The organism is Amycolatopsis thermoflava N1165, assembly GCF_000473265.1.
In the GTDB taxonomy this organism is placed as follows: domain Bacteria; phylum Actinomycetota; class Actinomycetes; order Mycobacteriales; family Pseudonocardiaceae; genus Amycolatopsis_E; species Amycolatopsis_E thermoflava.
Genome location: NZ_KI421511.1, coordinates 4,243,627 through 4,266,800, shown reverse-complemented (window position 1 = coordinate 4,266,800; position 23,174 = coordinate 4,243,627). Strand labels below are relative to the sequence as shown.

22 protein-coding genes are annotated in these 23,174 nt (G+C 71.5%); 8 read left to right on the top strand and 14 right to left on the bottom strand.

Features of this window, described 5'->3' with window-relative positions; translation table 11 throughout:
• Positions 1-32 precede the first annotated feature (32 nt).
• The 6 genes from AMYTH_RS0121010 to AMYTH_RS0120985 form a co-directional block, all read right to left on the bottom strand.
• Positions 33-773, bottom strand: coding sequence for an SDR family NAD(P)-dependent oxidoreductase (locus AMYTH_RS0121010; RefSeq protein WP_026153897.1), 741 nt, complete (start codon positions 771-773; stop codon positions 33-35).
• A 21-nt stretch (positions 774-794) separates the two neighbouring features.
• On the bottom strand, positions 795-1,382 hold the full coding sequence (locus AMYTH_RS45375; RefSeq protein ID WP_228684891.1) for a DUF4383 domain-containing protein: 588 nt from the start codon (positions 1,380-1,382) through the stop codon (positions 795-797).
• A 105-nt stretch (positions 1,383-1,487) separates the two neighbouring features.
• Positions 1,488-2,300, bottom strand: a complete 813-nt coding sequence (locus AMYTH_RS0121000; protein WP_027931974.1) for an ABC transporter permease — start codon at positions 2,298-2,300, stop codon at positions 1,488-1,490.
• The gene (locus tag AMYTH_RS0120995) at positions 2,260-3,066 is read right to left on the bottom strand and encodes an ABC transporter ATP-binding protein (RefSeq protein ID WP_027931973.1); all 807 of its coding nucleotides are present in this window, start codon (positions 3,064-3,066) and stop codon (positions 2,260-2,262) included. The genes AMYTH_RS0121000 and AMYTH_RS0120995 overlap by 41 nt, the downstream gene beginning before the upstream one ends.
• Positions 3,063-3,503: a MarR family winged helix-turn-helix transcriptional regulator gene (locus AMYTH_RS0120990; RefSeq protein WP_027931972.1), complete on the bottom strand. Its 441-nt coding sequence runs from the start codon at positions 3,501-3,503 to the stop codon at positions 3,063-3,065. Before AMYTH_RS0120990 ends, AMYTH_RS0120995 begins: the two co-directional genes overlap by 4 nt.
• A gap of 87 nt (positions 3,504-3,590) precedes the next feature.
• Entirely contained in the window at positions 3,591-4,343 is a 753-nt protein-coding gene (locus tag AMYTH_RS0120985) for an MBL fold metallo-hydrolase (RefSeq protein WP_027931971.1), read from the bottom strand.
• Positions 4,344-4,446: 103 nt separating this feature from the next.
• Between AMYTH_RS0120985 and AMYTH_RS0120980 the strand changes: the two genes are divergently transcribed.
• The gene (locus tag AMYTH_RS0120980; protein WP_228684889.1) at positions 4,447-5,940 is read left to right on the top strand and encodes a plasmid pRiA4b ORF-3 family protein; all 1,494 of its coding nucleotides are present in this window, start codon (positions 4,447-4,449) and stop codon (positions 5,938-5,940) included.
• Between the two features lie 14 nt (positions 5,941-5,954).
• Here AMYTH_RS0120980 and AMYTH_RS0120975 read toward each other — a convergent pair whose 3' ends face one another.
• Positions 5,955-6,932 carry a helix-turn-helix transcriptional regulator gene (locus AMYTH_RS0120975; protein ID WP_027931969.1) on the bottom strand — a complete coding sequence of 326 codons (978 nt, stop codon included), beginning with the start codon at positions 6,930-6,932 and terminating at the stop codon, positions 5,955-5,957.
• Positions 6,933-7,022: 90 nt separating this feature from the next.
• Here AMYTH_RS0120975 and AMYTH_RS0120970 point away from each other — a divergent pair, with 90 nt between their 5' ends.
• Positions 7,023-7,427: a VOC family protein gene (locus tag AMYTH_RS0120970; protein ID WP_027931968.1), complete on the top strand. Its 405-nt coding sequence runs from the start codon at positions 7,023-7,025 to the stop codon at positions 7,425-7,427.
• Between the two features lie 19 nt (positions 7,428-7,446).
• Here the strand turns inward: AMYTH_RS0120970 and AMYTH_RS0120965 are convergent, their stop codons facing one another.
• Complete coding sequence (locus tag AMYTH_RS0120965; protein ID WP_027931967.1) at positions 7,447-8,409, bottom strand: nucleoside hydrolase; 963 nt, start codon at positions 8,407-8,409, stop codon at positions 7,447-7,449.
• A gap of 11 nt (positions 8,410-8,420) precedes the next feature.
• Here AMYTH_RS0120965 and AMYTH_RS0120960 point away from each other — a divergent pair, with 11 nt between their 5' ends.
• Entirely contained in the window at positions 8,421-9,179 is a 759-nt protein-coding gene (locus AMYTH_RS0120960) for an acyltransferase (protein WP_017987396.1), read from the top strand.
• Here AMYTH_RS0120960 and AMYTH_RS0120955 read toward each other — a convergent pair.
• Entirely contained in the window at positions 9,176-9,712 is a 537-nt protein-coding gene (locus AMYTH_RS0120955; protein WP_027931966.1) for an NADPH-dependent FMN reductase, read from the bottom strand. The genes AMYTH_RS0120960 and AMYTH_RS0120955 overlap by 4 nt on opposite strands.
• Positions 9,713-9,721: 9 nt before the next feature.
• Positions 9,722-11,146 (bottom strand): short-chain fatty acyl-CoA regulator family protein, encoded by a 1,425-nt coding sequence (locus AMYTH_RS0120950; RefSeq protein ID WP_027931965.1) that lies wholly within the window; start codon positions 11,144-11,146, stop codon positions 9,722-9,724.
• A 227-nt stretch (positions 11,147-11,373) separates the two neighbouring features.
• Between AMYTH_RS0120950 and aceA the strand changes: the two genes are divergently transcribed.
• The 3 genes from aceA to AMYTH_RS0120935 all read left to right on the top strand — a co-directional run bounded on the left by aceA (position 11,374) and on the right by AMYTH_RS0120935 (position 15,353).
• The gene (aceA, locus tag AMYTH_RS0120945; RefSeq protein ID WP_017987399.1) at positions 11,374-12,660 is read left to right on the top strand and encodes an isocitrate lyase; all 1,287 of its coding nucleotides are present in this window, start codon (positions 11,374-11,376) and stop codon (positions 12,658-12,660) included.
• 66 nt (positions 12,661-12,726) lie between these two features.
• Positions 12,727-14,334: a malate synthase A gene (gene aceB / locus AMYTH_RS0120940; RefSeq protein ID WP_027931964.1), complete on the top strand. Its 1,608-nt coding sequence runs from the start codon at positions 12,727-12,729 to the stop codon at positions 14,332-14,334.
• 227 nt (positions 14,335-14,561) lie between these two features.
• Complete coding sequence (locus AMYTH_RS0120935) at positions 14,562-15,353, top strand: S1 family peptidase (RefSeq protein ID WP_017987401.1); 792 nt, start codon at positions 14,562-14,564, stop codon at positions 15,351-15,353.
• A gap of 1,324 nt (positions 15,354-16,677) precedes the next feature.
• Here the strand turns inward: AMYTH_RS0120935 and AMYTH_RS0120930 are convergent.
• A complete protein-coding gene (locus AMYTH_RS0120930; RefSeq protein ID WP_027931963.1) occupies positions 16,678-17,223 on the bottom strand; it encodes a TetR/AcrR family transcriptional regulator in 546 nt (181 codons plus the stop codon).
• Between the two features lie 87 nt (positions 17,224-17,310).
• On the opposite strand from AMYTH_RS0120930, the gene AMYTH_RS0120925 reads away from it, so the two are divergent.
• Both AMYTH_RS0120925 and AMYTH_RS0120920 read left to right on the top strand, forming a co-directional pair.
• Entirely contained in the window at positions 17,311-17,769 is a 459-nt protein-coding gene (locus tag AMYTH_RS0120925) for a nuclear transport factor 2 family protein (protein WP_027931962.1), read from the top strand.
• A 529-nt stretch (positions 17,770-18,298) separates the two neighbouring features.
• The gene (locus AMYTH_RS0120920; RefSeq protein WP_027931961.1) at positions 18,299-18,790 is read left to right on the top strand and encodes a GNAT family N-acetyltransferase; all 492 of its coding nucleotides are present in this window, start codon (positions 18,299-18,301) and stop codon (positions 18,788-18,790) included.
• A gap of 87 nt (positions 18,791-18,877) precedes the next feature.
• On the opposite strand, the gene AMYTH_RS0120915 is transcribed toward AMYTH_RS0120920, so the two are convergent.
• From AMYTH_RS0120915 to AMYTH_RS0120905, 3 genes are all read right to left on the bottom strand, one after another.
• Positions 18,878-20,206, bottom strand: a complete 1,329-nt coding sequence (locus AMYTH_RS0120915) for a glycosyltransferase family 4 protein (protein ID WP_027931960.1) — start codon at positions 20,204-20,206, stop codon at positions 18,878-18,880.
• Between the two features lie 705 nt (positions 20,207-20,911).
• On the bottom strand, positions 20,912-22,393 hold the full coding sequence (locus AMYTH_RS0120910; RefSeq protein ID WP_027931959.1) for a 1,4-alpha-glucan branching protein domain-containing protein: 1,482 nt from the start codon (positions 22,391-22,393) through the stop codon (positions 20,912-20,914).
• Positions 22,390-23,157, bottom strand: a complete 768-nt coding sequence (locus AMYTH_RS0120905; protein ID WP_027931958.1) for a class I SAM-dependent methyltransferase — start codon at positions 23,155-23,157, stop codon at positions 22,390-22,392. The genes AMYTH_RS0120910 and AMYTH_RS0120905 overlap by 4 nt, the downstream gene beginning before the upstream one ends.
• Positions 23,158-23,174: the final 17 nt, after the last annotated feature.

Here is a 23,174-nt window from a genome sequence, read left to right as displayed (position 1 = left end):
GCCACTCCCGGCGGGAGTGGCCTTCGGTCTGTTCAGCGGGGCATCCGCCGCCAGATCGCGCGCGGCAGCAGTCGCATCAGGAAGAACACCGGCCGCAGCACCGGCGGCACCCACACCTCGCCACGTCCCCGCCGCAGCGCCCGGACCGTCGCCGTCGCGACCTGTTCCGGCGTGCTGGAGAACGGGGCGGGCGACATGCCCTCGGTCATGCGGCCGATGACGAAACCCGGGCGCACCAGCAGCAGGCGCACCCCGCTGCCGTGCAGGGCGTCGGCGAGGCCGCTCGCGAACCCGTCCAGCCCGGCCTTCGCCGAGCCGTACACGTAGTTCGCTCGCCGCACCCGCACCCCGGCGACCGAGGAGAACACCACGAGCTGCCCGCTGCCCTGCGCGCGCAGCAGGTTCGCCAGCTCGGTCAGGATGCTCACGTGCGCGACGTAGTCCGTGTGGATCACGGCCATCGCGTGCGCCGCGTCTCGTTCGGCCCGCTCCTGGTCGCCCAGGATCCCGAACGACACCACGACCGTCTCGAGTGGACCGTGCTCGGCGACGATCCCGTCGAGCACCTCGCGGTGCCTGGCCACGTCGTCCGCGTCGAACTCGACGCGGACCACTTCCGAAGCGCCGGCCCGGCGCAGCGACGCTTCCTCGGAGTCGAGGTCGCCGCTGCGCCGGGCCGCCAGCACGAACTTCCGCCCGCCGTCCACGAGTTTCCGTGCGACGGCGAGCCCGATCTCACTGCGCCCGCCGAGCACCAGCACCGTTCCGCTCACGCGGGGCAGTCTGCCCGACGGTCAGTGCGCGGTGCGGCCCGACCGGTGCATCCGCCAGCGCGACGGGCGGTGGTGGCCGGTCCGCGGTTCCGCCGCGGTCTGCTGCGGCACCGGCCGGGTCGGGACGTCCGCGTTGCCCGGCACGTTCTCGTCGGTGATCGGCAGCCGCATCGCTGCGGTGTCCACCTCGCTGTCGTCGACGTGCACCCGCTTGCGCGCCGGCATGATCGCCATGACCAGGCCCAGCAGGGCGGCCAGCACGTGCAGCCAGTTGTCGGCGGCGTCCAGGTTGAGCGGGTTGCCCAGACCGGACACCGGATTCGACGAGATGACGCCGGTGATCATCAGGCCCCAGACCGACGCCAGGCCGTACCCGATGAACAGGATCCAGCCGAACAGCCGCGCAGACGGCGAGGCCGCCGCGCACAGCAGGCCGAGCACGCCGATGACCGTGTGCACGAGATTGTGCAGCGGGTTGATCATGAAGCCCACGATCGTCTGGTGCTCGTTGCTGGTGAAGCCGCTGAAGCCGGTCCGCAGGAACCCGGCGATGCCGAGCACGAGGAAGAGCAGGCCGATCAGCGCGGCGAGCACCTGGACGGGTTGCATTCCGGATTTCCGGACGCGGGCATCTTCCGGGAAAGACATGTCGCCTGTCCCCTCTATTCGATGATGTGTGCCCATCGGGTTACCCGGGGGCCGAATCGGGCAAACTCACCGCACGAGCCGCCCGAGCAGGGCGGATGCGACGGCGATGGCGACGGCGGCGGAGCCGGCGAGCACCCCGAAATCCACCCATACGTGGTTCGCGGTGCCGATCAGCAGCCCCCGCAGGGCGTCCACTTCGTAACTGAGCGGGTTGACGTGGCTGAGCACGCGCAGCCAACCGGGCATCAAATCCACCGGGTAGAGCGCGTTCGACCCGAAGAACAACGGCATCGTGATCGCCTGCCCGATCCCCATCAGCCGTTCGCGGGACAGCACGAGCCCGGCGATCACGATCGACAGACAACAGAAGAACGCCGATCCGAGCACCACGGCGAGCGCCGCGCCGGCCAGCTTCAGCGGGTTCGCGGTCAGTCCGACGCCCAGGAGCGCGGCGAGGACCAGCACGATCACGGCCTGCGCGAGTGCCCGCACCCCGGCCGCGAAGGCCTTGCCGGTGACCAGCGCCGCGCGCGGGGTCGGCGTGACGAGCAGCTTGCCCAGCACACCGGCGTCCCGTTCCCAGATGATCTGGATGCCGTAGAAGATCGCGATGAACAACGCGGACTGCGCGAGGATCCCCGGCGCGAGGAAGTCCAGGTAGGGCGTGCTCCCGGTGGGGATCGCGCGCAGGCGGGTGAAGGTCTCGCCGAAGATCAGCAGCCACAGTGCGGGCTGGATCGCGCGGGTGAGGAGTTCCGCGCGGTCGCGGCGCAGCTTCTGCAGTTCGACCAGGCACATCGTGCCCACCCTGGACAGCAGGCGGCGGACCGCGCCGGGGTCAGCCGAGGCGGCGGGCGGTGCGGCGAGCGGCACGGACATCCCGGATCCCTCCCTTGTCTGCGTCGTCGAAGGCGTCCCCGGTGACCGCGCGGAAGACGTCGTCCAAAGTGGACTGTGGACCGAGTTCGGCCCGCAGTTCCGCGGGGCTGCCCATGGCCCGGATCCGGCCGCGGTGCATGAGCGCGACCCGTTCGCAGTGCTGCTCGGCCTCGTCCATGTAGTGCGTGGTCACGAGCACTGTCATGCCGGTGTCGGCGCGGACCTGTTGGATGCGTTCCCAGACGCTGGAGCGGGCCACCGGGTCGAGCCCGATGGTCGGCTCGTCGAGTATCAGCAGCCGGGGCGCGCTGACCAGCGCCTGCGCGAGTTCGAGGCGGCGGATCATGCCGCCGGAGTAGGTCGAGGCCGGGCGGTCGGCGTCGCTGAGCAGGCCGACGGCGCCCAGGGCGTTGTCGACCTGCTCGGCCCGCTCGCGGCGCGGGACGTCGAAGAGGCGGGCGAACAACGCGACGTTCTCCCGTCCGCTGAGCGCGCCGTCGGCGGAAAGTTGTTGCGGCACATAGCCGATGAGCCGCCGCACGCGCATCTTGCGGCGTGCTGCGTCGAGTCCGAACACCTCGATCGCGCCGGCTTTCGCGGGCAGCAGCGTGGTGATCATGCGGATGGTGGTGGTCTTGCCCGCACCGTTGGGGCCGAGCAGTCCGAAGACCTGGCCCGCCGGGATCTCCAGGTCGACGCCGTCGACGGCGACCGTGTCGCCGAAGGCGTGCCGGAGCCCGGCGCAGCGCACCGCGGGTGTGGTCATCTCTCCTCCTGGATCGCGGCGACCAGCCGGCCGAGAGCGGGCAGAGCGGCTTGGATCGCGTCGCGGTCCCCGGCAGGCAGGGTCGCGATCGCCTCGGCCACGAAGGCGGTGCGGGTGCGGCGCCAGTTGTCCAGCCGGGCCCGCGCCGCGCCGGTGAGTTCGAGTCGCGCGGCCCGCCGGTCGTCCGGGTCGACGTGGCGGTCCAGCAGCCCGGCGTCGACGAGCTGGTTGACGAGCGTGCTCACCGAGTTCCCGGCCAGGTGCAGGGCGCGAGCAGCAGCGGCGACGCCGATCCCGGGGTGTTCGTCGACCACGCGGAGCAGCTCGGCCTGCGCCGGGCGCAGGGGCGCGTGCGGCAGCGTGTCCCGCACGCGCCTGCGGACGACCCGCCGCAGCGCGGCCGTGGTGGTCATCAGCTTCTCGGCCAGTTCTCGCACGTCGTCCACGGTAGCTCTGACTGAGAGCTATTAGCAACGCTCGCTAATTTCCCGAACGGGAGAAACGGGAGTGTTCGCCCGGGCCGATCAGGGCAGGTGGAAGACGGCGCCGGGAGCCGCGTACGCGACCGGCCCTTCGAAGCGTGCCGCAGCGCGGGTGACGGCATCGCCCGGCGTGAGGAATGGCCCGACATGCGTGACGATCAGCCTCCGCACTCCCGCGCCGGCCGCGGCCTCGCCCGCGTCCTCCGGGGTGTGGTGCGCCTCCGACGGCGCCGGGCCGTCCGCCTCGCATAGCAACGCGTCGCAGTTCTTGGCCAGGCTGGTCACCGCCGGGCAGGGCGCGCTGTCGCCGGAGTAAGCCAGCGAAGCCGCGCCCGCCTCGATGCGCACACCGAACGCGGGCATGCCGTGCTCGACGGCCGCGGCGGTGAACGTCATCGGGCCGATCTCCGCCCGGTGCCCGTCGGACAGCTCCTGCACGGCGAAGGCCCGCTCGACCGGGCTGCGCGACGGCCCGTTGGTCAGGAAACCGGCCAGCCGGTCGGCGATCCCGGGCGGGCCGAACAGCGGGATCGGCGCGGGCAGCTCGACGTCCGCGAAGAGGGCGCCGTAGTACGCGGTGAGCAGGTCGGCGCAGTGGTCGGCGTGCAGGTGCGAGATCCAGATGGCGGCGAGCCGGTCCAGGCCGGTGTGGCGGCGCAGCTCGGCGAGCGTGCCGGGGCCCGCGTCGAGCCACACGTGCGTCTCACCGCTGGAGACCAGGTAGCCCGAGCACGGGTTGCCCGGCTCGGCGTACGGCGTGGCGGAGCCGAGGACCGTCAGGCTGAGATCGCTCACCGGGCCGAGCTTAGCCCGCGGCACATGATCGACAAATCGACATCTCTACTGTGGACGGAAACACCCGTCCGGGTAACGGGGCGCCCTCGCTAAAGTCCTGCGGGTGAGTACCGGAATCTCCACACTGGCGAGTCAGTGCCCAGCGCTGTCCCGGACGAGGGCGCTGGCGAGCTGGGTCGGCGACGGGAGACCCGTTACCCCCAAAGGAGTTCTGCGTCCCGCCGACGTCCCCTCGGTCGCCGGGGTGCTCGGCGTCGAGGTCGGCGAGAAGGTCCGCTCGGCCGCGGACGTCGTCACGATCCACCGGCCGTGGGTGGCCGCGGAAGGCGCGGGGCTGATCGAGGTCGGCGTCGCGGAGGCGGTCGCCCGCCCGCCGCACGACGATCCGGCGCAGCTGTGGCTCAAGGGCCTGGACGCGGTCCTGCGCGCGGAGTCGGCCGACCCGCGCCGTCGCGGTGCGTTCGCGATGTGCCGCGCGGTGCTGACCGCGCTGGCCAACGGCCCGCTGCTCGACGACCTGGTGTTCTCGGTGCACCGGCTGCTCAAGGGCAGCGAGGACGGGGACGCGGTCGCGTCGAGCTTCGGCGGCACGGACCTGTTCCCCCTCGACGCGGCGCTGGACGTGCTGACCGAGTTCGGCGCTCTCGACGCCGACCGGAAGGTGACGCCGCTGGGCCAGTGGGCGCTCGACGAGTGGGCTGCTCGGGAACCGCGCCCGGTCACGCCCGGGCTGCGCGCCGCCCAGCTGCTGGGCCGTCTCGCGCCGCTGCCCGCCGACGAGGCCTGGCGGCAGGCGCTGCGCTGGTTCGAGGGCAGGCGCCCGGTCGACGGCGCCGCGCAACTCCTGCACGCCGCGGAGTTCGCATCACCGGTCGAACGCGTCGCGGCGATCGAGGTGGTCGCCGGCTTCGGCGACGAGGTGCTGCCGGCCTGGCATGTCGCCCTGGGGTACCGCAACGTGCGCCCGCACGCCGCCGCGATGCTGGAGATGTGGGACGACGGGCCGGGTCTGTCCGAATCGGAGCGACGGCGGCTGGTCACCGAATACGCGTTGTCGGCGCGGGAACGCAGCGGCGTCGAGGAGGCCTACCACTACGTGCGCGACCGCGGCGGGCTCGACGCGCTCGAGACCGAGGCGACGGCGCTGCGGCGCGAGCTGCGGGCGTTCGCGGAAACCGTGAAGCTGGCCGTGTACCAGCTGAAGGTCACCGTGACCGGCCGCAAGCCGCCGCAGTGGTGGCGGTTGGTGATCCCGGCCAGCGTGACGCTCGGCGTGCTCGCCGAGGCGCTCGACGCGGACGGCGCGGAGCACCACTTCGAGGCCGACGGCGTCCGCTACGCCGACCCGTTCTTCGGCCTCGGCGAGGACCGCGACGAACACGACGTGCGGCTGTCCCACGTCCTGGTGCGGCCGGGCACGAGCCTGCGGTTCTTCCTCGGCGCGGACGAGCACTCCGTCACCTGCGAGAAGATCCTCGACCCGGAACCGGGCCTGACGTATCCGCGCTGCACGAGCGTGTCCAAGGTGGGGGAAAGCGCTTCCGCCCGGAACAAGCGCCTGGCCGCCGTGCGCATCCCGCACCCCGCGCACCCCTGACCGGCTTGTGGTGATCAGTCGTCCGGTCCCGCTTCGGCGTGGCGGGCCAGCCGATCCGCCAGTGCTCTGACGAGATCGCGAAGGGCGCCGGGCTGCTCGACGACGAACGGCTGGTCGAGCGCCGCGAGCAGGGGCGGTATCCAGTCGAGTCGCTGCGCCCGGATCCGTGCGCGCACCCAGGGATCACCGTCGGGGATCGTCTCCAGCGACGCGACGGACGGCGGGAAGACGGAGCGGATCCGTTCGGGCGTCGACCGGATCCGCACGGACACCTCGTGCTCGTACGGCGTCTCGGCGAGGGCGCTGAGCACCCGTTCCGCAGGATCGAAACCCGCCGGCACGTCGAACGTTCCCGCGCCCATTTCGACGGTTCCGATCCGGTCGATCCGGAACGTGCGCACCTGCCCGCTGGCCGAGTCGAAGCCGCTCAGGTACCACCGCCCGGAGTGCGCCACCACCCCGTACGGGTGGACGACGCGTTCGCTGGCGCCGCCGTGGCCCGCGGTGTAAGCGATTTCGACCGGCCGGCGATCCCGCGCCGCCTCCGCCACGGTGAGCAGCACCCCGGCCTCCGCCGTCAGCGCCGGTCGCGGCGGCGCGGTGAAACCGGCGATCTCCAGCAGCGCGTCGAGCCGCCGCCCGACGGCTCCGGGCAGCACCCGGCGGATCTTCGCGGCCGCGCTCTCCGCGGCCGCGACCGACGTGGTGATCAGGCCGGCTCGCCGCCCCGCGACCAGACCGAGCAGAACGGCGAGCGCTTCCTCGTCGGTGAGCATGAGCGGGGGCATCCGGTAGCCGGGCGACAGCCGGTACCCGCCGTGCCGTCCGCGCACCGTGCGGACCGGGACGTCGAGGTCGCGGAGGTGATCGACGTATCGGCGCACGGTGCGCTCGTCGACGTCGAGCCGACCGGCGAGCTCGGCGACGGTCCGGGTCCCGCCGCTCTGGAGGATCTCCAGCAGGGCCAGCACACGGGCGATCGGCCGGGTCACCCGAAGATCCTCGCAATACCGGGCGGATCCTGTCCACTATCGCCCCTAGCGTGGCCGGTGTCCCTCCCAGAAGTGCAGAAAGGACCCGCCGTGCAGCTCGTCTCCGTCCGTGTCATCACCAGCGACGTCGCACGCCTTGCCGAGTTCTACGAGCAGGTGACCGGCCTGCGGGCGCGATGGCTCGCCGATCAGTTCGCCGAGTTCGCCGGTTCCTCGTGCACGCTCGCGATCGGCGGCGCCGAGACGATGTCGCTGTTCAGCCCCGGGGCGGCCGTGCCCGCGTCGAACCGGACCGCGATCCTCGAGTTCCTCGTCGAGGACGTGGACCGGGCGTACGAACGGCTGACGTCGCTGGCGGTCGTCCCCGAGATCGTGCAGAAGCCGACGACCATGCCGTGGGGCAACCGCTCGCTGCTGTTCCGCGACCCCGACGGCAACCTGGTCAACTTCTTCGCGCCGCTCACCGAAGAGGCCAGGGCGAGGCTCGCCCGCTGACGACCGGTCCCCGGGGCTGTCAGGCCTGTGTCAGCCGCTCCAGGATGAAGCCCCGCAGGCCTTCCAGGTCGGTGTCCACGGCCACCTCGACGCGCCCCGGCGCGACGTCGCCTTCCGCGTCCGCGCGCAGCGCCTGCCGCCGCCGGTCGACCAGCGTCGCGCCGCGGGCGGGGCCCAGTGAGCACTCCACCTCGATCGGATAGCTCTCCGTCTTCAGAATCCCCGGCCGGATCGCCTCCGCCACCGCGACCGCGTCGTGCAGCACGATCCCGTCCCACCCGAGCGCCTTGCGGTAGTGCGCCAGGTAGTCCGGCGTCAACGCTTCCAGCGCGGTGCCGATGGGCCCGGACGCGGCCAGCTTGCCGAGCCACGTGCTGTCCACCGCGCACCGGTAGGTCAGGTCCATCGGCACGAGCACGCACGGCACCGGCTCCTCGACCAGCACCCGCCGCGCCGCCTCCGGGTCGCTCCAGATGTTGAACTCCGCCGCGCCGGTGGTGTTGCCGCCGGCCAGCCCGCCGCCCATGACGACGATGCGCGCGATCTTCTCCCGCACCTCGGGGTGCGCCGCGAGCAGCAGCGCGATGTTCGTGAGCGGGCCGATCGGCGCGATCGTGACCGGCTCCGCGGCCGCCTCCAGCAGCGAAACCAGCAGGCTCACCGCGCCGCCCGGCTCCAGCACCCGGGCCGGCTCGGGCAGCGCGGCCGACCGCCCGGACAGCCCGTCCGAGCCGTGCACGTGGCTGGCCCGCTGCAGCTGGGCGTGCACCAGCGGCCGCGCGGCGCCGGCCGCGACCGGCACGTCCGCGCGCCCGCACAGCGCCAGCACCCGGCGCGCGTTGAGGGTGGTCGCTTCGAGCGGGACGTTGCCGAAAACCGTGGTGACCCCCAGCAGTTCGACGTCCTCGCTCAGCGCGGCCAGCGCGATCGCGAACGCGTCGTCCACGCCCGGGTCGGTATCGATGATCAACGGAGTCGGCATACTGTCAACTTATGACATCGATGTGGGGATCGCCGGTGCTGTCCCGGGTGCAGGCCTGGCGCCGCGCCCGGCGCGACCCTCGTCAGGCGAAGTTCCTGACCGCCGACTCGCTGCGCTGGGTCCTGCGCAACCGCGCCTACACCCCCTGGTACCTGGTGCGGTACTGGCGCCTGCTCAAGTTCCGGCTGGCGAACCCGCACATCATCCTGCGCGGCATGGTCTTCCTCGGCAAGGACGTGGAGATCCACTGCCGCCCCGGTTACGGCCGCCTGGAGATCGGGCGCTGGGTCCACATCGGCGACGGCAACGCGATCCGCTGCCACGAGGGTTCGCTGCGCATCGGCGACAAGGCGGTCTTCGGGCGCCAGAACGTCGTCAACTGCTACCTCGACATCGAGCTCGGCGCGGCGACCCTGGTGGCCGACTGGGTCTACATCTGTGACTTCGACCACGTCACCACCGACATCAACCTGCCGATCAAGGACCAGGGGATCGTGAAGACCCCGGTGCGCATCGGGCCGGACACCTGGATCGGCACGAAGGTCTCGGTGCTGCGCGGCACCCGCGTCGGCCGCGGTTGCGTCCTCGGCGCGCACGCCGTGGTGCGCGGCGACATCCCGGACTACGGCATCGCGGTGGGCTCCCCGGCGCGCGTGGTGCGCGACCGCCGCGCCGACTACGAAGCCGACGCCGAACGCCGCGAGGCCATCGCCGACATGGCCCGCAAGGCGAACAAGGCGCTGCAGAAGACCCTGGAAGACAGGGTTTAGCGCGTTGCCAGCGCGGTCAGCGCCGCACGCACCCGATCGCGGATGGCTTCGTCGCCGATCAGACCGTCCGCGCCGATCGCCTCGCGCGGCACCGGGATGTGCACGCAGGCCTCCTCGACGATCCGCGTGCCCAGGTAGCCCAGCACGGTCCGCAGCGACTCGTGCGCCCCGACGGCGCCGGTGATCGACGACGACACGTTGATCCACGCCACCGGCTTGCCGCCCATCGCGTCCGAACCGACCGCCCAGTCGAGCAGGTTCTTGAACGACCCGGGCAGCGCGCCGGCGTACTCCGGCGTGCAGAACAGCACCGCGTCCGCTTCCTTGAGCTGTCCCCGTAGGTCGGCGACGGCGTCCGGGAGCGGGTCCCGGTCGTCGTCCGGATCGAAGTGCGGCAACGACCGGAGCCCGTCGTAGACCTCGACGACCGCGCCCTCCGGCGCGATCGCCTGCGCGGTGGCGAGCATCGCCGAGTTGGTCGAGCCCGCCCGCGTGCTCCCGCTGACGGCCAGGATCCGGAAGAGCGTCGTCATGCGCCCACGCTATCCCTTGGGCACCGCCGGGTACGGGACGAAGGTGCTGGTGTTCTCGTCGACCGTGAGCTGCTTGCCGATCGTCGGGAACGCGCGCTGCGGGCAGGCCGGTCGTTCGCACACCTTGCAGCCCATGCCGATCGGCGTGGCGGCCGCCTTGGCGTCCAGGTCCAGACCGGTCGAGTAGACGAGCCGCCCGGCGTGCCGGAGTTCGCAGCCGAGGCCGACGCTGAACATCTTGCCTGGGCTGCCGTAGCCCCCGATGTTGCGCGAGACCGTCCGCGCGATCCAGAAGTAGCTCTTGCCGTCCGGCAGCGTCGCGATCTGGGTGAGGATCTTGCCCGGCGAGCTGAACGCCTCGTAGACGTTCCACAGCGGGCACGACCCGCCGACGCGGGAGAAATGGAAGCCCGCCGCGGACTGCCGCTTCGACATGTTGCCCGCGCGGTCCACCCGCACGAACGAGAACGGCACGCCGCGCCGCTTGGGCCGCTGCAGGGTGGACAGCCGGTGGCACACCGTCTCGAACCCGACGCCGAAGTGGTCGCACAACCGCTCGATGTCGTAGCGGAAGGTCTCCGCCATGGACAGGAACGCGCCGTAGGGCAGGATCAGCGCGCCTGCGAAGTAGTTGGCAAGGCCGACCCGCGCCAGTGACCGGGCCGCCGGGCCGGAGAACGCCCACGAATCCGCCAGCTCGGTGATCAGGTCGTCGTACTCCAGCAACGCGATCTGCGAAGCCATCCGGAACGCCCGCTGGCCCACCCGCAGGCTCGGCGCGAGCCGCAGGATCCTCGAGTCGGGGGAGTAGCGGTGCTGCTCGCCCGCGGCCTCGTCGATGCCCTCGCTGGTCACCTGCACGCCGTAGTGGTCGGCGAGCCGGTCCTGCAAAGTCTTGTGAACGCCGCCGCGGCGCAGGCCGATGTCCTCGGCCATCCGCTCGGCGCGTTCGTCCAGCTCGGCGACGTAGTTCTCGCGCTCGTAGAAGAAGTCGCGGACCTCCTCGTGGGGCAGGGGCGCGGCGGCGCTGCCGTGCGGGCCCATGCCGTTCTCGGTGACCAGCGCGGCCGTGCTCTCCACCGCCGCCCGGTAGCTGCGGTGCAGCCGCACCAGTGCCTGCGCGATCGTCGGCAGGTTGGTGGCCAGCTCGTTGAGCTCGCTGGTCGTGGCCTCGACACCGAGCGCCTCGTCGAGCAGCGCTTCGCGCACGTCGGCGACCAGGCGGCTGGTGTCGTTGTTGGCGAAGAACTCGGTGTCGACCCCGAACGCCTCGGTGATGCGCAGCAGCACTGGAACGGTCAAGGGACGCGAGTTGTGCTCGATCTGGTTCAGGTAGCTGGGGCTGATCTCCAGCAACCTGGCCAGGTCCGCCTGGCTCATCGACCGGCTCTCGCGTAGGTGGCGCAGCTTCGCGCCGGCGAAAGTCTTCTCCACGACAGGCCCTTCCCGAGGATCTTTTCCCGACCGCACCGATCACGTGACCGATTCAGTCGGCGAACTTTGCAGCGGCTGCGAAACCTCGTTTCGCAACCTTCACAACATGCTACGCCAAAATTTGCAGAAATTGGCAAATTGGAGCGCTGGCGGTGTTTGCGCAGCGCATGTCATGGTCGTTCCAAGCAAGCGAGTCATCGCAAAGTTCGCAAAGGTGGAGAACTCCCATGGCAGAGCAGCCCAACGAGTTGCAGCAGGAAGCCGCGAAGCTCGAGCAGCAGTGGGCGTCGGACCCCCGGTGGAAGGGTGTCAAGCGCTCCTACAGCGCGGCCGACGTGGTGAAGCTGCGGGGCAGCGTCGTCGAGGAGCACACGCTGGCCCGTCGCGGCGCCGAGAAGCTCTGGAACCTGCTGCACACCGAGGACTACGTCCACGCCCTCGGCGCGCTGACCGGCAACCAGGCCGTCCAGCAGGTGCGCGCCGGCCTGAAGGCCATCTACCTGTCCGGCTGGCAGGTCGCGGCCGACGCGAACCTCGCGGGCCAGACCTACCCGGACCAGAGCCTGTACCCGGCCAACTCGGTCCCGGCCGTCGTCCGCCGCATCAACAACGCGCTGGGCCGCGCCGACCAGATCAACTGGGCCGAGGGCAACAACGACATCGACTGGTACGCGCCGATCGTCGCCGACGCCGAGGCCGGCTTCGGTGGCCCGCTGAACGCGTTCGAGCTGATGAAGGGCATGATCGCCGCCGGCGCCGCGGGTGTGCACTGGGAGGACCAGCTCGCGTCCGAGAAGAAGTGCGGCCACCTCGGCGGCAAGGTGCTGATCCCGACCAAGCAGCACGAGCGCACCCTGAACGCGGCCCGCCTCGCGGCCGACGTGCTGAACGTGCCGACCCTGGTCGTCGCCCGCACCGACGCGCAGGCCGCGACGCTGATCACCAGCGACGTGGACGAGCGCGACCGGAAGTACATCACCGGCGAGCGCACCTCCGAGGGCTTCTACAAGGTCCGCAACGGCATCGAGCCCTGCATCGACCGCGGCCTGGCCTACGCCGAGTACGCCGACCTGCTGTGGATGGAGACCTCCACGCCGGACCTGGAGGTCGCCCGCCAGTACGCCGAGGCGATCAAGGCCAAGTACCCGGACCAGATGCTGGCCTACAACTGCTCGCCGTCGTTCAACTGGAAGAAGCACCTGGACGACGCGACCATCGCGAAGTTCCAGCGCGAGCTGGGCCACATGGGCTACAAGTTCCAGTTCATCACGCTGGCCGGCTTCCACGCGCTGAACTACTCGATGTTCGACCTGGCGCACGGCTACGCCCGCGAGGGCATGACCGCCTACGTCGACCTGCAGGAGCGCGAGTTCGCTTCGGAGGAGCGGGGCTACACCGCCACGAAGCACCAGCGCGAGGTCGGCACCGGCTGGTTCGACCTGGTCAGCACCGCGCTGAACCCGGAGAGCTCGACCACCGCGCTCACCGGTTCCACCGAAGAAGCCCAGTTCTAGAAGAAGTCGCGAGCGGCCAGGGCGCGCTCGCCCTGGCCGCTCGCGGCCCCTCCAGGAAGGCTTGCCATGTCCCACAGGTTCACCTCGCAGATCGAGGTCGCCGGCCCGGCCGGCGAGCGGTACGACGAGATCCTCACCCCGGCGGCGCTGGCCTTCATCGCGCGGCTGGACAACGAGTTCGCCGGTCGGCGGCGCGAGCTGCTCGACGAGCGGCGGCTGCGGCGGGAGAAGCTCGCCAGCGGTGAGGAGGTGCTCGACTTCCGGCCGGAGACCCGCTGGATCCGCAACGACGACTCCTGGCAGGTGGCGCCCGCGGCGCCCGGCCTCGAGGACCGGCGCGTGGAGATCACCGGCCCGACCGACCGCAAGATGACCGTGAACGCGCTGAACTCCGGCGCGAAGGTGTGGCTGGCCGACTTCGAGGACGCGACCTCGCCGACCTGGTCGAACATCGTCGGCGGGCAGCTGAACCTGTTCGACGCCATCCGGCGCGACATCGACTTCACCACCGAATCGGGCAAGCGCTACACGATCTGCGACAACCCCGCGACGATCGTCGTTCGCCCGCGTGGGTGGCACCTGGTCGAGAAGCACCTGCGCATCGACGGGCGGCCGGTTTCGGCGAGCCTGGTGGACTTCGGGCTGTACCTGTTCCACAACGCGCGCCAGCTGCTGGCGCGGGGCAGCGGGCCGTACTTCTACCTGCCGAAGCTGGAGAACCACCTCGAGGCGCGGTTGTGGAACGACGTGTTCCGCCTCGCGCAGCAGGAGCTGGGCATCCCGCAGGGGACCATCCGGGCGACCGTCCTGATCGAGACGATCACCGCGGCGTTCGAGATGGACGAGATCCTGTTCGAGCTGCGTGAGCACGCGGCAGGCCTGAACGCGGGCCGGTGGGACTACATCTTCTCGATCATCAAGAACTTCGGTGACGCGGGTGCGGACTTCGTGCTGCCCGACCGCGCCGAGGTCACGATGACCGCGCCGTTCATGCGGGCCTACACCGAGCTGCTGGTCCGGACCTGCCACAAGCGCGGCGCCCACGCGATCGGCGGCATGGCGGCGTTCATCCCGAGCAAGGACCCGGAGGCGAACGCGCTGGCGTTCGAGAAGGTCCGCCAGGACAAGGAACGCGAGGCGCGCGACGGCTTCGATGGCTCGTGGGTCGCGCACCCCGGCCTGGTCCCGGTCTGCCGCGAGGTCTTCGACGACGTGCTGGGCGGGTGGCCGAACCAGCTCGGCCGGACCCGCGAGGACGTTTCGGTGACCGCCGAGGATCTGCTGAACGTGGCCAGCGCCGGCGGCGAAGTCACCGAAAAGGGTGTGCGGGCCAACATCAACGTCGCTCTGCGCTATGTGGACTCGTGGCTGCGAGGGACCGGCGCCGCCGCGATCTTCGGCCTGATGGAGGACGCGGCGACCGCGGAGATCGCCAGGGCGCAGGTGTGGCAGTGGATCCGCAACGGCACGAAGCTCGACGACGGCACGGCGGTGACGGATTCGCTGGTCCGGACCATGCTGGACGAGGAGCTCGCGTCGATCCGGGCCGACCTGGGCCCGGAGGCCAAACTGGACGATGCGCGTGAGATCTTCGTCGAGACGGCGCTCGGCGAGAAGCTGCCGAACTTCCTGACCACCGGCGCGTACGCGCGCTACCTGACGGATCTGGTCTAGAGCTCTGTTTGTGTCGAGAGGACCCCGGTTTTCCCTCTCCTGACGGGGAAAACCGGCTCGCGCTGGCTGTGGCCGGACAGCGCGGACACTCGGGCCCGGTAGGTATGCTCCACCTACCGGGCCCGACCTGTCCGCGAAATTTCTGTCTTTTGGTAGATGTGTAGAACCCTCCCGACGCGCAATCCTGGACTGCGACACCGTTCACCAGGGCGCCGAAGGAGCTGGTAATGATCCCTGCAGTCCGCCGTTTCACCCGTTCGATCGTGGTTCTCGCGAGTTTGGTCGCCGCGTGTGTGTGCGTGCCGGCCGCGCACGCGGAGCCCGGCATCGTCGGTGGCAAGCCCGCGAACATCGCGGAGTACCCGTTCACCGTGGCGCTGACCGATGCCACCGGCCTCCAGTTCTGCGGCGGGACGCTGGTCGCGGCGGACAAAGTGCTGACAGCGGCGCACTGCGCGCAGGGCGAGAGCCCGCCGTCGCTGCGAGTCGTCAGTGGACGGACGCAGCTGAGCGGCCGGGACGGGACGGTGTCCACTGTGTCCCACGTGTGGGTGCATCCCCAGTTCAAAGACGCCACGCAGGGCTACGACGTGGCGCTGCTGACCCTGACACAGCCGTTGACCGCGCAGCCGTTGCCACTGGCGACGAAGGACGACCCCGGCTACCAGGCCGGCACCGAGGCGACGATCCTGGGCTGGGGCAACACCGAGCCGATGGGCGATTCGTCGGACGTCCTGCTGAAGGCGACGGTGCCCGTCACGAGTGACGACTACTGCACGAAGGCGTACCCCCAGCAGTACAGCCCCGAGGCGATGGTCTGTGCCGGCTACCCGGAGGGCGGGGTGGACACCTGCCAGGGCGACTCGGGAGGCCCACTGGTGGCCGCCGGACGGGTCGTGGGAGTCGTCTCCTGGGGCGAAGGCTGTGCCGAGCCAGGAAAGCCCGGAGTCTACGCCCGGGTCGGCTCCTACCACGACGAGCTGCAAGCCCAGCTGACCCCGGCGGAAGTACTGCCCTGACGCGGACCTCCGCTAGTGCCGGTGCACTCCCGCGAGTGTTGGCGCACGCCGCCACGTGCCACGCACGCCCGCCCACCCTTCGCGGGGCGCGCCCAGGCCTGCAGGCACGCCAGCGGCTCCGCCCCGCCGAGGCATGCCGCCCCGCCAGCGGCTTCGCCCCGCCGAGGCATGCCGGCATGCCATCGGCTCCGCCGCGCTCAGGCAGGCCGGCGTGCGCCGGCACGTGCCGTGCACGCCTGTCACGCCCCTCGTGGGGGCGCGGCCAGGCAGGCCGCCCCGCCAGCGGCTCCGCCCCGCCCAGGCCTGCTGGCATGCGCCGGCACCTGCCACGCACGCCTGTCACGCCCCTCGGGGGCGCGCCCAGGCAGGCCGGCACATCAGCGGCTCAGCCCCGCCCGGGCATGCCGGCATGCCAGCGACTCCGCCCCGCCCAGGTATGTCGGCACGCCAGCGGCTTCGCCCCGCCCGGGCATGCCGGCGTGCGCCGGCACATGCCACGCACGCCTGCACGCCCCTCGCGGGGCGCGCCCAGGCAGGCCGGCACGACAGCGGCACTGTCCCGCCCAGGTATGTAGGCACGTGAGCGGCTCCGCCGCGCCCAGGTATGTTGGCACGTCAGCGGCACTGTCCTGCCCATGCATGCTGGCGGGCGCTGGCACCGGCCACGCACCCCTGTCACGCCTTTCGGGGGGCGCGCCCAGGTTTGCCGGCACGCCTGCGGCTTCGCCGCGCCCGGGCATGCCGGCATGCGCCGGCACATGCCACGCACGCCTGCACGCCCCTCGGGGGCGCGCCCAGGCAGGCCGGCATGTCAGCGGCTTCGCCGCGCCCAGGTATGCCGGCACGCCAGCAGCACCGCCCCGCCCGGAACAGCGACACCGCGTGCGGCACAGCCGGCAGCCCCGCTCCCGCAGCTCCACCAGCGCCGCGGGCAGGCGGGGCCGGGTGCCACAAGCACGCGGACGCGCCCTCCGCGTGGGGCCTTACGCCACCGGCCCCGCCTCTCGGGGCGATGTGTTCGCCTTGCCGACGTGCGATGGCTGACCCCCGCGGAGAGGCGGTGCCGGTGGCGCCGACTCCGCCAGCACGCCCCCGCGGAGGGGCGGTGCGCGGTGGCGCCGACTCCGCACCCTCCCGTACTACCAGCGGTGCCTCGCCCCATCGCGTCATCGGCACCGCCTCCCCTGGGCGCGATGACCGAGGCGGCTTGAGATTCGGTGCCGGGGGCATGACTCTTCCGGAGGAGCGGAGCTGATGGCGACTCCGCTCAGGGTGTGGAGCTGGTGGCGACTTCGCTCAAGGTGCGGTGCTGGTGGCGAGGCCCTCACCTCTCGGCGGAAGCCCGAAGCAGCGCCACCGCCGCAGTCTTGGCGCTCTCGGCCGCGCCCGGATCGCCCGTGATGCCCGCGATCACCGTCGCGCCTTCGACCAGCGCGAAAATCTGGTCGCCCAGCTCGTCCGAGCCAGCCAGGGCGCGCAAGTAGTCCCGCACCAGGTCCTTGTGCTCGCGCACCACCGCCGCGACACGAGGTGACCCGTCGCCCAGTTCGCCGAAGGAGTTGATGAACGCGCACCCCCGGAAGTCGTCCTCGCTGAACCACCGCCGTAGCCAGTCGAACACCGCCGGGACAGCGTCTTCCGGCGGCTGTGCCGACACGTAGTCCGCCAGCGACCGCCGCAAGCGTTCGTCGCGGCGGCGCAGGTAGGCCTCGACGAGATCGCTCTTCGCCGGGAAGCACTGGTACAGCCGCTTCAACGAGACGCCCGAACCCGAGCGGATGGCATCCATGCCCACCGCCTGGATGCCGCGCGCGTAGAACAGCTCTTCGGCCGTGTCGAGCAGCCGCACGCGTGCCTCGTCGTGATCCATCCCGGTCCTGCCCCTTGCGTGGAGAACGTGCGTTCTCTATCGTAGCGCACCAGTGGAGAACGTGCGTTCTCCAGATTGGGGTGCCCCATGTCCGACCGTCCGCCGTTCCCGCCGTTCGACGAGGCCACCGCGGCGCAAAAGGTCCAGGCCGCCGAGGACGCCTGGAACACCAGGGATCCGGAGAAGGTCGCGCTGGCCTACACGCCGGACTCGGTCTGGCGCAACCGGGACCAGCACGTCGTCGGCCGCGACGCGATCGTCGAGTTCCTGCGCCGCAAGTGGGAACGCGAGCTGGACTACGCGTTGCGCAAGGAGCTGTGGGGCTTCCGCGGCAACCGGATCGCCGTGCGCTTCCAGTACGAATGCCACGACGCCGAGGGCCAGTGGTGGCGCAGCTACGGCAACGAGCTCTGGGAGTTCACCGAGAACGGCCTGATGCGCCGCCGCGAGGCGAGCATCAACGACAGGCCCATCACGGAGGCCGAGCGTCGCATCTTTGGCCCCCGCCCCGAGTCCGAGCGTGGGCAACTGTTGCCGGTGTTCTGAACGGCCCCAACGGCGGCGGAGGTTTCGGCGCTGTGCTGGAGTCTGCCGAGCCTCGACGGCGAGCGTGGCGGACTCTGGGCGCGGCAGGTGTCCCGGTGGCAATTCGACCCGCAGGCCAATTACGGAGGCCGAGCGCCGGATCTTCGGTCCTCGCCTCGAGTCTGAGCGTGGGAAACTGTTGCCGGTGTTCTGAACGCCCCCAACGGCGGCGGAAGTTCCGGCGCTGTTCTGGAGTCCGCCGAGCCTCAGCGGCGAGCGTGGCGGACTCCGGGCGCGGCAGGTGTCCGGGTGGCAATTCGATCCACAGGCCAATTACGGAGGCCGAGCGCCGGATCTTCGGTCCCCGCCTCGAGTCTGAGCGTGGGCAACTGTTGCCGGTGTTCTGAACGGACCCAACGGCAGCGGAGGTTTCGGCGCTGTGTCGGAGCCTGCCGAGCCTCGGCGGCGAGCGTGGCGGACTCCGGGCGCGGTAGGTGTCCCGGTGGCAATTCGATCGACAGGTGAGCGGCCGGGCTGCGACGGTAGGGGCGTGCGCGTCGTTCCGTTGCCCCCGGACACCTATCACGCTCTCGCCGCAGGGGATCTCGCCGCGGCGAACCGTGTCGCGCCGGTTGAGCTGACGCCGTACTTCGTGAACCCCCGCTGGCTACCGGGCTGGCGCCGGGCGAGCACCCGCGTCCGTGCCGACCCGCGCGCCGCCGAGTGGCTTGCCGGCGCCGTTGCGGGGCCGGATGGCGTGGTCGGCCGCGCCGGCTACCACGGGCCGCCGGACGAGCAGGGCGTGGTCGAGGTGACCTACGAGATCGAACCTGCTTGGCGCCGACGCGGATTCGCCCGCGCCGCGCTGGCGGAACTCGTCGCGCGGGCCGTGCGCGAACCGGAGGTCCGGGTCGTGCGCGCGGTGATCCGGCCGCACAACACCGTCTCCCAGCGCCTGGTTGCGACGAGCGGATTCACCGAGGTGGACGGACCACCACTGCCTGACGGGCCGTGGCTGGTTTTCGAGCGCGTGGTGCGCTGATGGCGGGACAACCACAGTCACGCGACCGACCGCGGCTGGTCGTGGGCGTGCATAGGGCCACTTCTCAGCTCTGCGCGAAGGACGGCTTCAGCGCGCCGGCTTCCTCGGCCCGCTTTTCCGCGCCGCGGCGGTGGTCTTCCGCTCGACGACCACCGGCGGCGGCTCGGGGTTGAGCACGTTGCCCGTCGGGATCTTGGGGCGTCCAAGCTCGCCGTGCTCGCGGACGCGGGCCTTGCGGTAGACCTCCGCGGTGGTCGCCGCGATGCGGGCCCAGTCGAAGTCGTCGGCGAGGCGGGCCTGCGCGGTGCGGGCGCGGCTCTCCGCGGCGGCGCGGTCCCGCAGCACCGAGTTCACCGCCGCCGTCAGCGCGGGCACATCCCCGGGCGCGAAGGACAACCCGGTGACCCCGTCGACGACGACCTCGCCCAGCCCACCGGCCGTCGAAGCCACCAGCGGCGCCCGCGCGGCCGCCGCTTCCAGGGCGACGATTCCGAACGGCTCGTACCGGCTCGGCAGCACCACCGCGTCCGCCGCCGCCAGCACCGCCCGCAGCTCCCGGTCCCGCAGGTGCCCGGCGAACTCGACCGCGTGCTGCATCCGCATCCGCCGCGCCTGCTTGACCAGCTCGTCCAGGTGCCGCCCCCGCCCGGCGACGACCAGGCGCGTGCCGCGGTGCGCCCGCCGGATCTTCGGCAGCGCCGACACCAGGTCCTGGACGCCCTTCTCCCACTCCAGGCGCCCGAAGAACAACAGCAACGGCTCACCACCCGGCGCGTACTTCTCCCGCGCCCGCGCGACCTCGTCCGCCGCGACCTGCCAGCCGCGCTCCTCGATGCCGTTGTGGATGACCGTGATGTCGTCCGCCGACACCTCGAACAGCTTCGCGACCTCGGCGCGCATCGCCTGCGAACACGTGATCAGCGCGTCCGACCGGTTCGCCAGCCACCACTCCACGGAGTGCACCTGCTGATTCAGCGGCTGCGACAACCACCCCGAATGCCGGCCGGCCTCGGTCGCGTGGATCGTCCCGACCAGCGGGCGCCGCAGCGCGCCGGCCAGGCTGATCGCCGGGTGCGCCACCAGCCAGTCGTGGGCGTGGACGACGTCCGGCTGCCACGACCGGGCCAGCTCCAGACCCGCGCGCACCATGCCGTGGCCCATCGCGAGCGTCCACGCCACGAGGTCCCGCTCGAACGTCACGTGCATCGGGTCCTCGGCGACGCGGATGACGCGCACACCCTCGACCACCAGGTCCGTCGTCGGATGCGTGTGGGCGTCGGTGCCGGCCGGGTGCCGGGAGAGGACCACGACGTCGTGCCCGTCCTGGGCGAGGTGCCGGGCCAGCGCGTGCACGTGGCGGGCCAGCCCACCGACCACGACGGGCGGGTACTCCCAGGACAGCATCAGCACGCGCATGACAGGAGGTTACTCACTGGTCAACTAAGAACTGAACCGCCCGACGACACGCGATGCCGGTGGGTGATGTCGATCACATGGCGGGTGAGGACGCGGTGGTGTTGGGGGATTGCCGCGTGATCGGGCGGGCTGGGGAGTGGTGGGGTGGCTGGGTTGGGGTGGTGAGTGGTTTGGGTTGTGGCGCAGGTTGCCGCGTGGCTGGGCGGGCAGGGGAGTGGTGGAGTGGCCGGGCCGGGGTGGTGAGTGGTTCGGGTTGGCGGGCAGGTTGCCGCGTGGCCGGGCGGGCGAGGGGAGTGGCGGGGTAACCGGGTTGGGGTGGTGGTTGGTTTGGGTTGTGGGGCAGGTTGCCGCGTGGCTGGGCGGGCAGGGGGAGTGGTGGGGTGGCCGGGTTGGGGTGGTGAGTGGTTTGGGTTGGCGTGCAGGTTGCCGCGTGGCCCGGCGGGCAGGGGAGTGGTGGGGTGGCTGGGTTGGGGTGGTGAGTGATTTGGGTTGTGGCGCAGGTTGCGGCGTGGCTGGGCGGGCGAGGGGAGTGGTGGGGTGGCCGGGTTGGGGTGGTGAGTGGTTCGGGTCGTGGGGCAGGTTGCCGCGTGGCCCGGCGGGCAGGGGGAGTGGCTGGGGGCCGGGCCGGGGCGGCGAGTGGTGCTATCGGGCAGCGGGGAGTCGATACCAGCCGGCGACGGTTCAGGTTGTCCGGTTGGCGAGGCCTCAGAGCTGCCGCGCATCCAGTTGCCCGAAGGGGTTGTCCTCCCGCGCCCAGCGCTCCACCGACGGCGGGAGCGGGCCGCGGCCGATCAGGCTTGCCAGTTCGTCGAAACGCGCGGTGTGCACGGCCGCCCGCCGGCGGGCGTAGTCCGCCGCCGAGTCCTTCGTCACCATGAACGCCCAGTCGCTCGACAGGGCCATCGTCGCCTCGCCGACTGCCCAGTCCGCCACCCGGTCGCGCGTCTCGGCGCGGGGGAGGGCCAGCAACCGCTGCTGCAGCGCCGCGTTGTCCGCCACCATGTCGGCCACCTGCTCGCCGTCCCAGACGCGCCAGTCCTTGCCCGAACCCCACGACGACGCGGGCAACTCCACGGGCGCACCGACGAGCCCCGCGGAAACCGCGCCCTGCAGGGTCGTCACCCGCACGCCCGCCTCCGGCAGCGCCCGCAGCACGCCCTCCAGCCACGCCGGGCCCTCGTGCCACCAATGACCGAACAACTCGGTGTCATACGCCGCCACGACCAGCGCTTCCCGGCCGTGCAAAGAACGCAACTCACGCAGCCGCGACACCACCGTCTCCACGAAGTCCTTCACGTGCGCCCGCAGGGTGTCCGCCGCCAGCGCCGGGTCGTACGGCGCCTTGTCCGCGGGCTCCACCTGCTTGCCCGTCACCCGCGACGGCTTCAACCCCACCTCGTGCGCCCACGTGTGGAAATCCCGGTAGTTCGCGTGCCCCGGATAACCCGCCCGCGGGGACCACACCCGGTACGTGACCTCCAGATCCCGCCCGAAGCACAACACGTCCGTCGAACCCACCGGCCGCGCGAACGCCGTGTCCCCGTGCAGCGACGGGCCGTCCACCAGGAACCGCCGCACACCGGCCGCCGCGTAGTCCTCCTCCATGCCCGGCGCGTAACCGCACTCCGGCGCCCAGATGCCCGCCGGCCGGTGCCCGATCCGCAACTCGGTGTCCGCCAGACCACCACGCAACATGAACGACCGGACCCGCGGCTGGAGCAACGGCTGGAACGGGTGCGCGTACGGGCCGCCGAGCAACTCCACCACGCCCGAGTCCACAAGGGACCGCAGCACCGGCGAAAACCCGTGCCGCCACCGCGTTTCGAAGTCCTCCAGCGACCGCGTCGCCGTGCGGTACTCCGCCGCGGCCAGCTCCCGCAGCAACGGGACCTCCCGCCACAGCGTCCCGGCCTGCACCGTCCGCAACTGCCAGTGCCCGAGCCATTCGTGGAACGCCCGCAACGCGTACGGGTCGTCCAGCTGGGCCGCGAGCACCGGCGTCACCCCCAGCGTCAGCACGTCCCGCCTGCCCTCCGCCGCGAACCGCCGCAGCAGGTCCACCACCGGCAGGTACGAGTGCGCCCACGCCTGGTACAGCCACTCCTCGCCGACCGGCCACGACCCGTGGTGCGGCAGCCACGGCAGGTGGCTGTGCAGCACCAGGCAGAACGTCCCCTCCCCGGTCACGGCCGCACCGCCACCGCGACCAGATCCAGGCTCTCGTCCACGCGCTCGCCGTGGATCTCGAAGTCCGACGCGCGGATCGCCGCGACGTCCGCCAGCAGCTCCGGTGGCCACGGCGCCTGCCCCGGCAGGTGTCCCATCACGACCTCCAGCTGCGCGTCGATGATCGACCCGCCGTACCGCGCGTCCAGCTCCCGCACGCCCGGCCCGTGGTGCAGGCCGTGCATCAGCTCGACCGCGAAACCCGCCTCGCGCAACAACGAATCCAGCTCGTCCGCCGCGAGTTCCCTGGTGTGGAACGGGTTCAGGGGCGTGTCGCTGTCCGGGGTGAACGTGATCCGGTTCGGTGTCGTCACGAGCAGCCGCCCGCCCGGCCGCAGCACGCGCAGGCACTCCGCCAGGAACGCGCCCTGGTCCCACAGGTGCTCGATCACCTGGAAGTTCGCGACCACGTCGACGGACCCGTCGCGCAGCGGCAGCCGCACCAGGTTCCCCCGGGCTGTCCACACCTGGGGATAACGCCGGGCGACGTGCTCGGTGGTCGGCTGGTCGTAGTCGAGCGCGAGCACCGCTTTCGCCGTCGACGCGATCAGCCCGGCGCCGTAGCCCTCACCGCAGCCGGCCTCCAGCACCACGGCGCCGGCGCACCACGGCAGCAGCGCGTGGTAAGCCGCCTCGTGCCGCCGGAACCAATAATTCTCCTCGGCGATGCCCGGGACCGTGCGTTCCCCGGTCAGGTGCAGTGCTTCGGCGCGCGACGTACTCACCCCGGCGACACTACTGG

Coding starts and splice junctions, on each gene's coding strand:
- AMYTH_RS45375 (WP_228684891.1), bottom strand. CDS start 1,382: ATGCAACCCGTCCAGGTGCTCGCCGCGCTGATCGGCCTGCTCTTCCTC.
- AMYTH_RS0121000 (WP_027931974.1), bottom strand. CDS start 2,300: ATGTCCGTGCCGCTCGCCGCACCGCCCGCCGCCTCGGCTGACCCCGGC.
- AMYTH_RS0120995 (WP_027931973.1), bottom strand. CDS start 3,066: ATGACCACACCCGCGGTGCGCTGCGCCGGGCTCCGGCACGCCTTCGGC.
- AMYTH_RS0120965 (WP_027931967.1), bottom strand. CDS start 8,409: ATGCCGACTCCGTTGATCATCGATACCGACCCGGGCGTGGACGACGCG.
- AMYTH_RS0120960 (WP_017987396.1), top strand. CDS start 8,421: ATGACATCGATGTGGGGATCGCCGGTGCTGTCCCGGGTGCAGGCCTGG.
- AMYTH_RS0120955 (WP_027931966.1), bottom strand. CDS start 9,712: ATGACGACGCTCTTCCGGATCCTGGCCGTCAGCGGGAGCACGCGGGCG.
- aceA (WP_017987399.1), top strand. CDS start 11,374: ATGGCAGAGCAGCCCAACGAGTTGCAGCAGGAAGCCGCGAAGCTCGAG.
- aceB (WP_027931964.1), top strand. CDS start 12,727: ATGTCCCACAGGTTCACCTCGCAGATCGAGGTCGCCGGCCCGGCCGGC.
- AMYTH_RS0120935 (WP_017987401.1), top strand. CDS start 14,562: ATGATCCCTGCAGTCCGCCGTTTCACCCGTTCGATCGTGGTTCTCGCG.
- AMYTH_RS0120930 (WP_027931963.1), bottom strand. CDS start 17,223: ATGGATCACGACGAGGCACGCGTGCGGCTGCTCGACACGGCCGAAGAG.
- AMYTH_RS0120925 (WP_027931962.1), top strand. CDS start 17,311: ATGTCCGACCGTCCGCCGTTCCCGCCGTTCGACGAGGCCACCGCGGCG.
- AMYTH_RS0120915 (WP_027931960.1), bottom strand. CDS start 20,206: ATGCGCGTGCTGATGCTGTCCTGGGAGTACCCGCCCGTCGTGGTCGGT.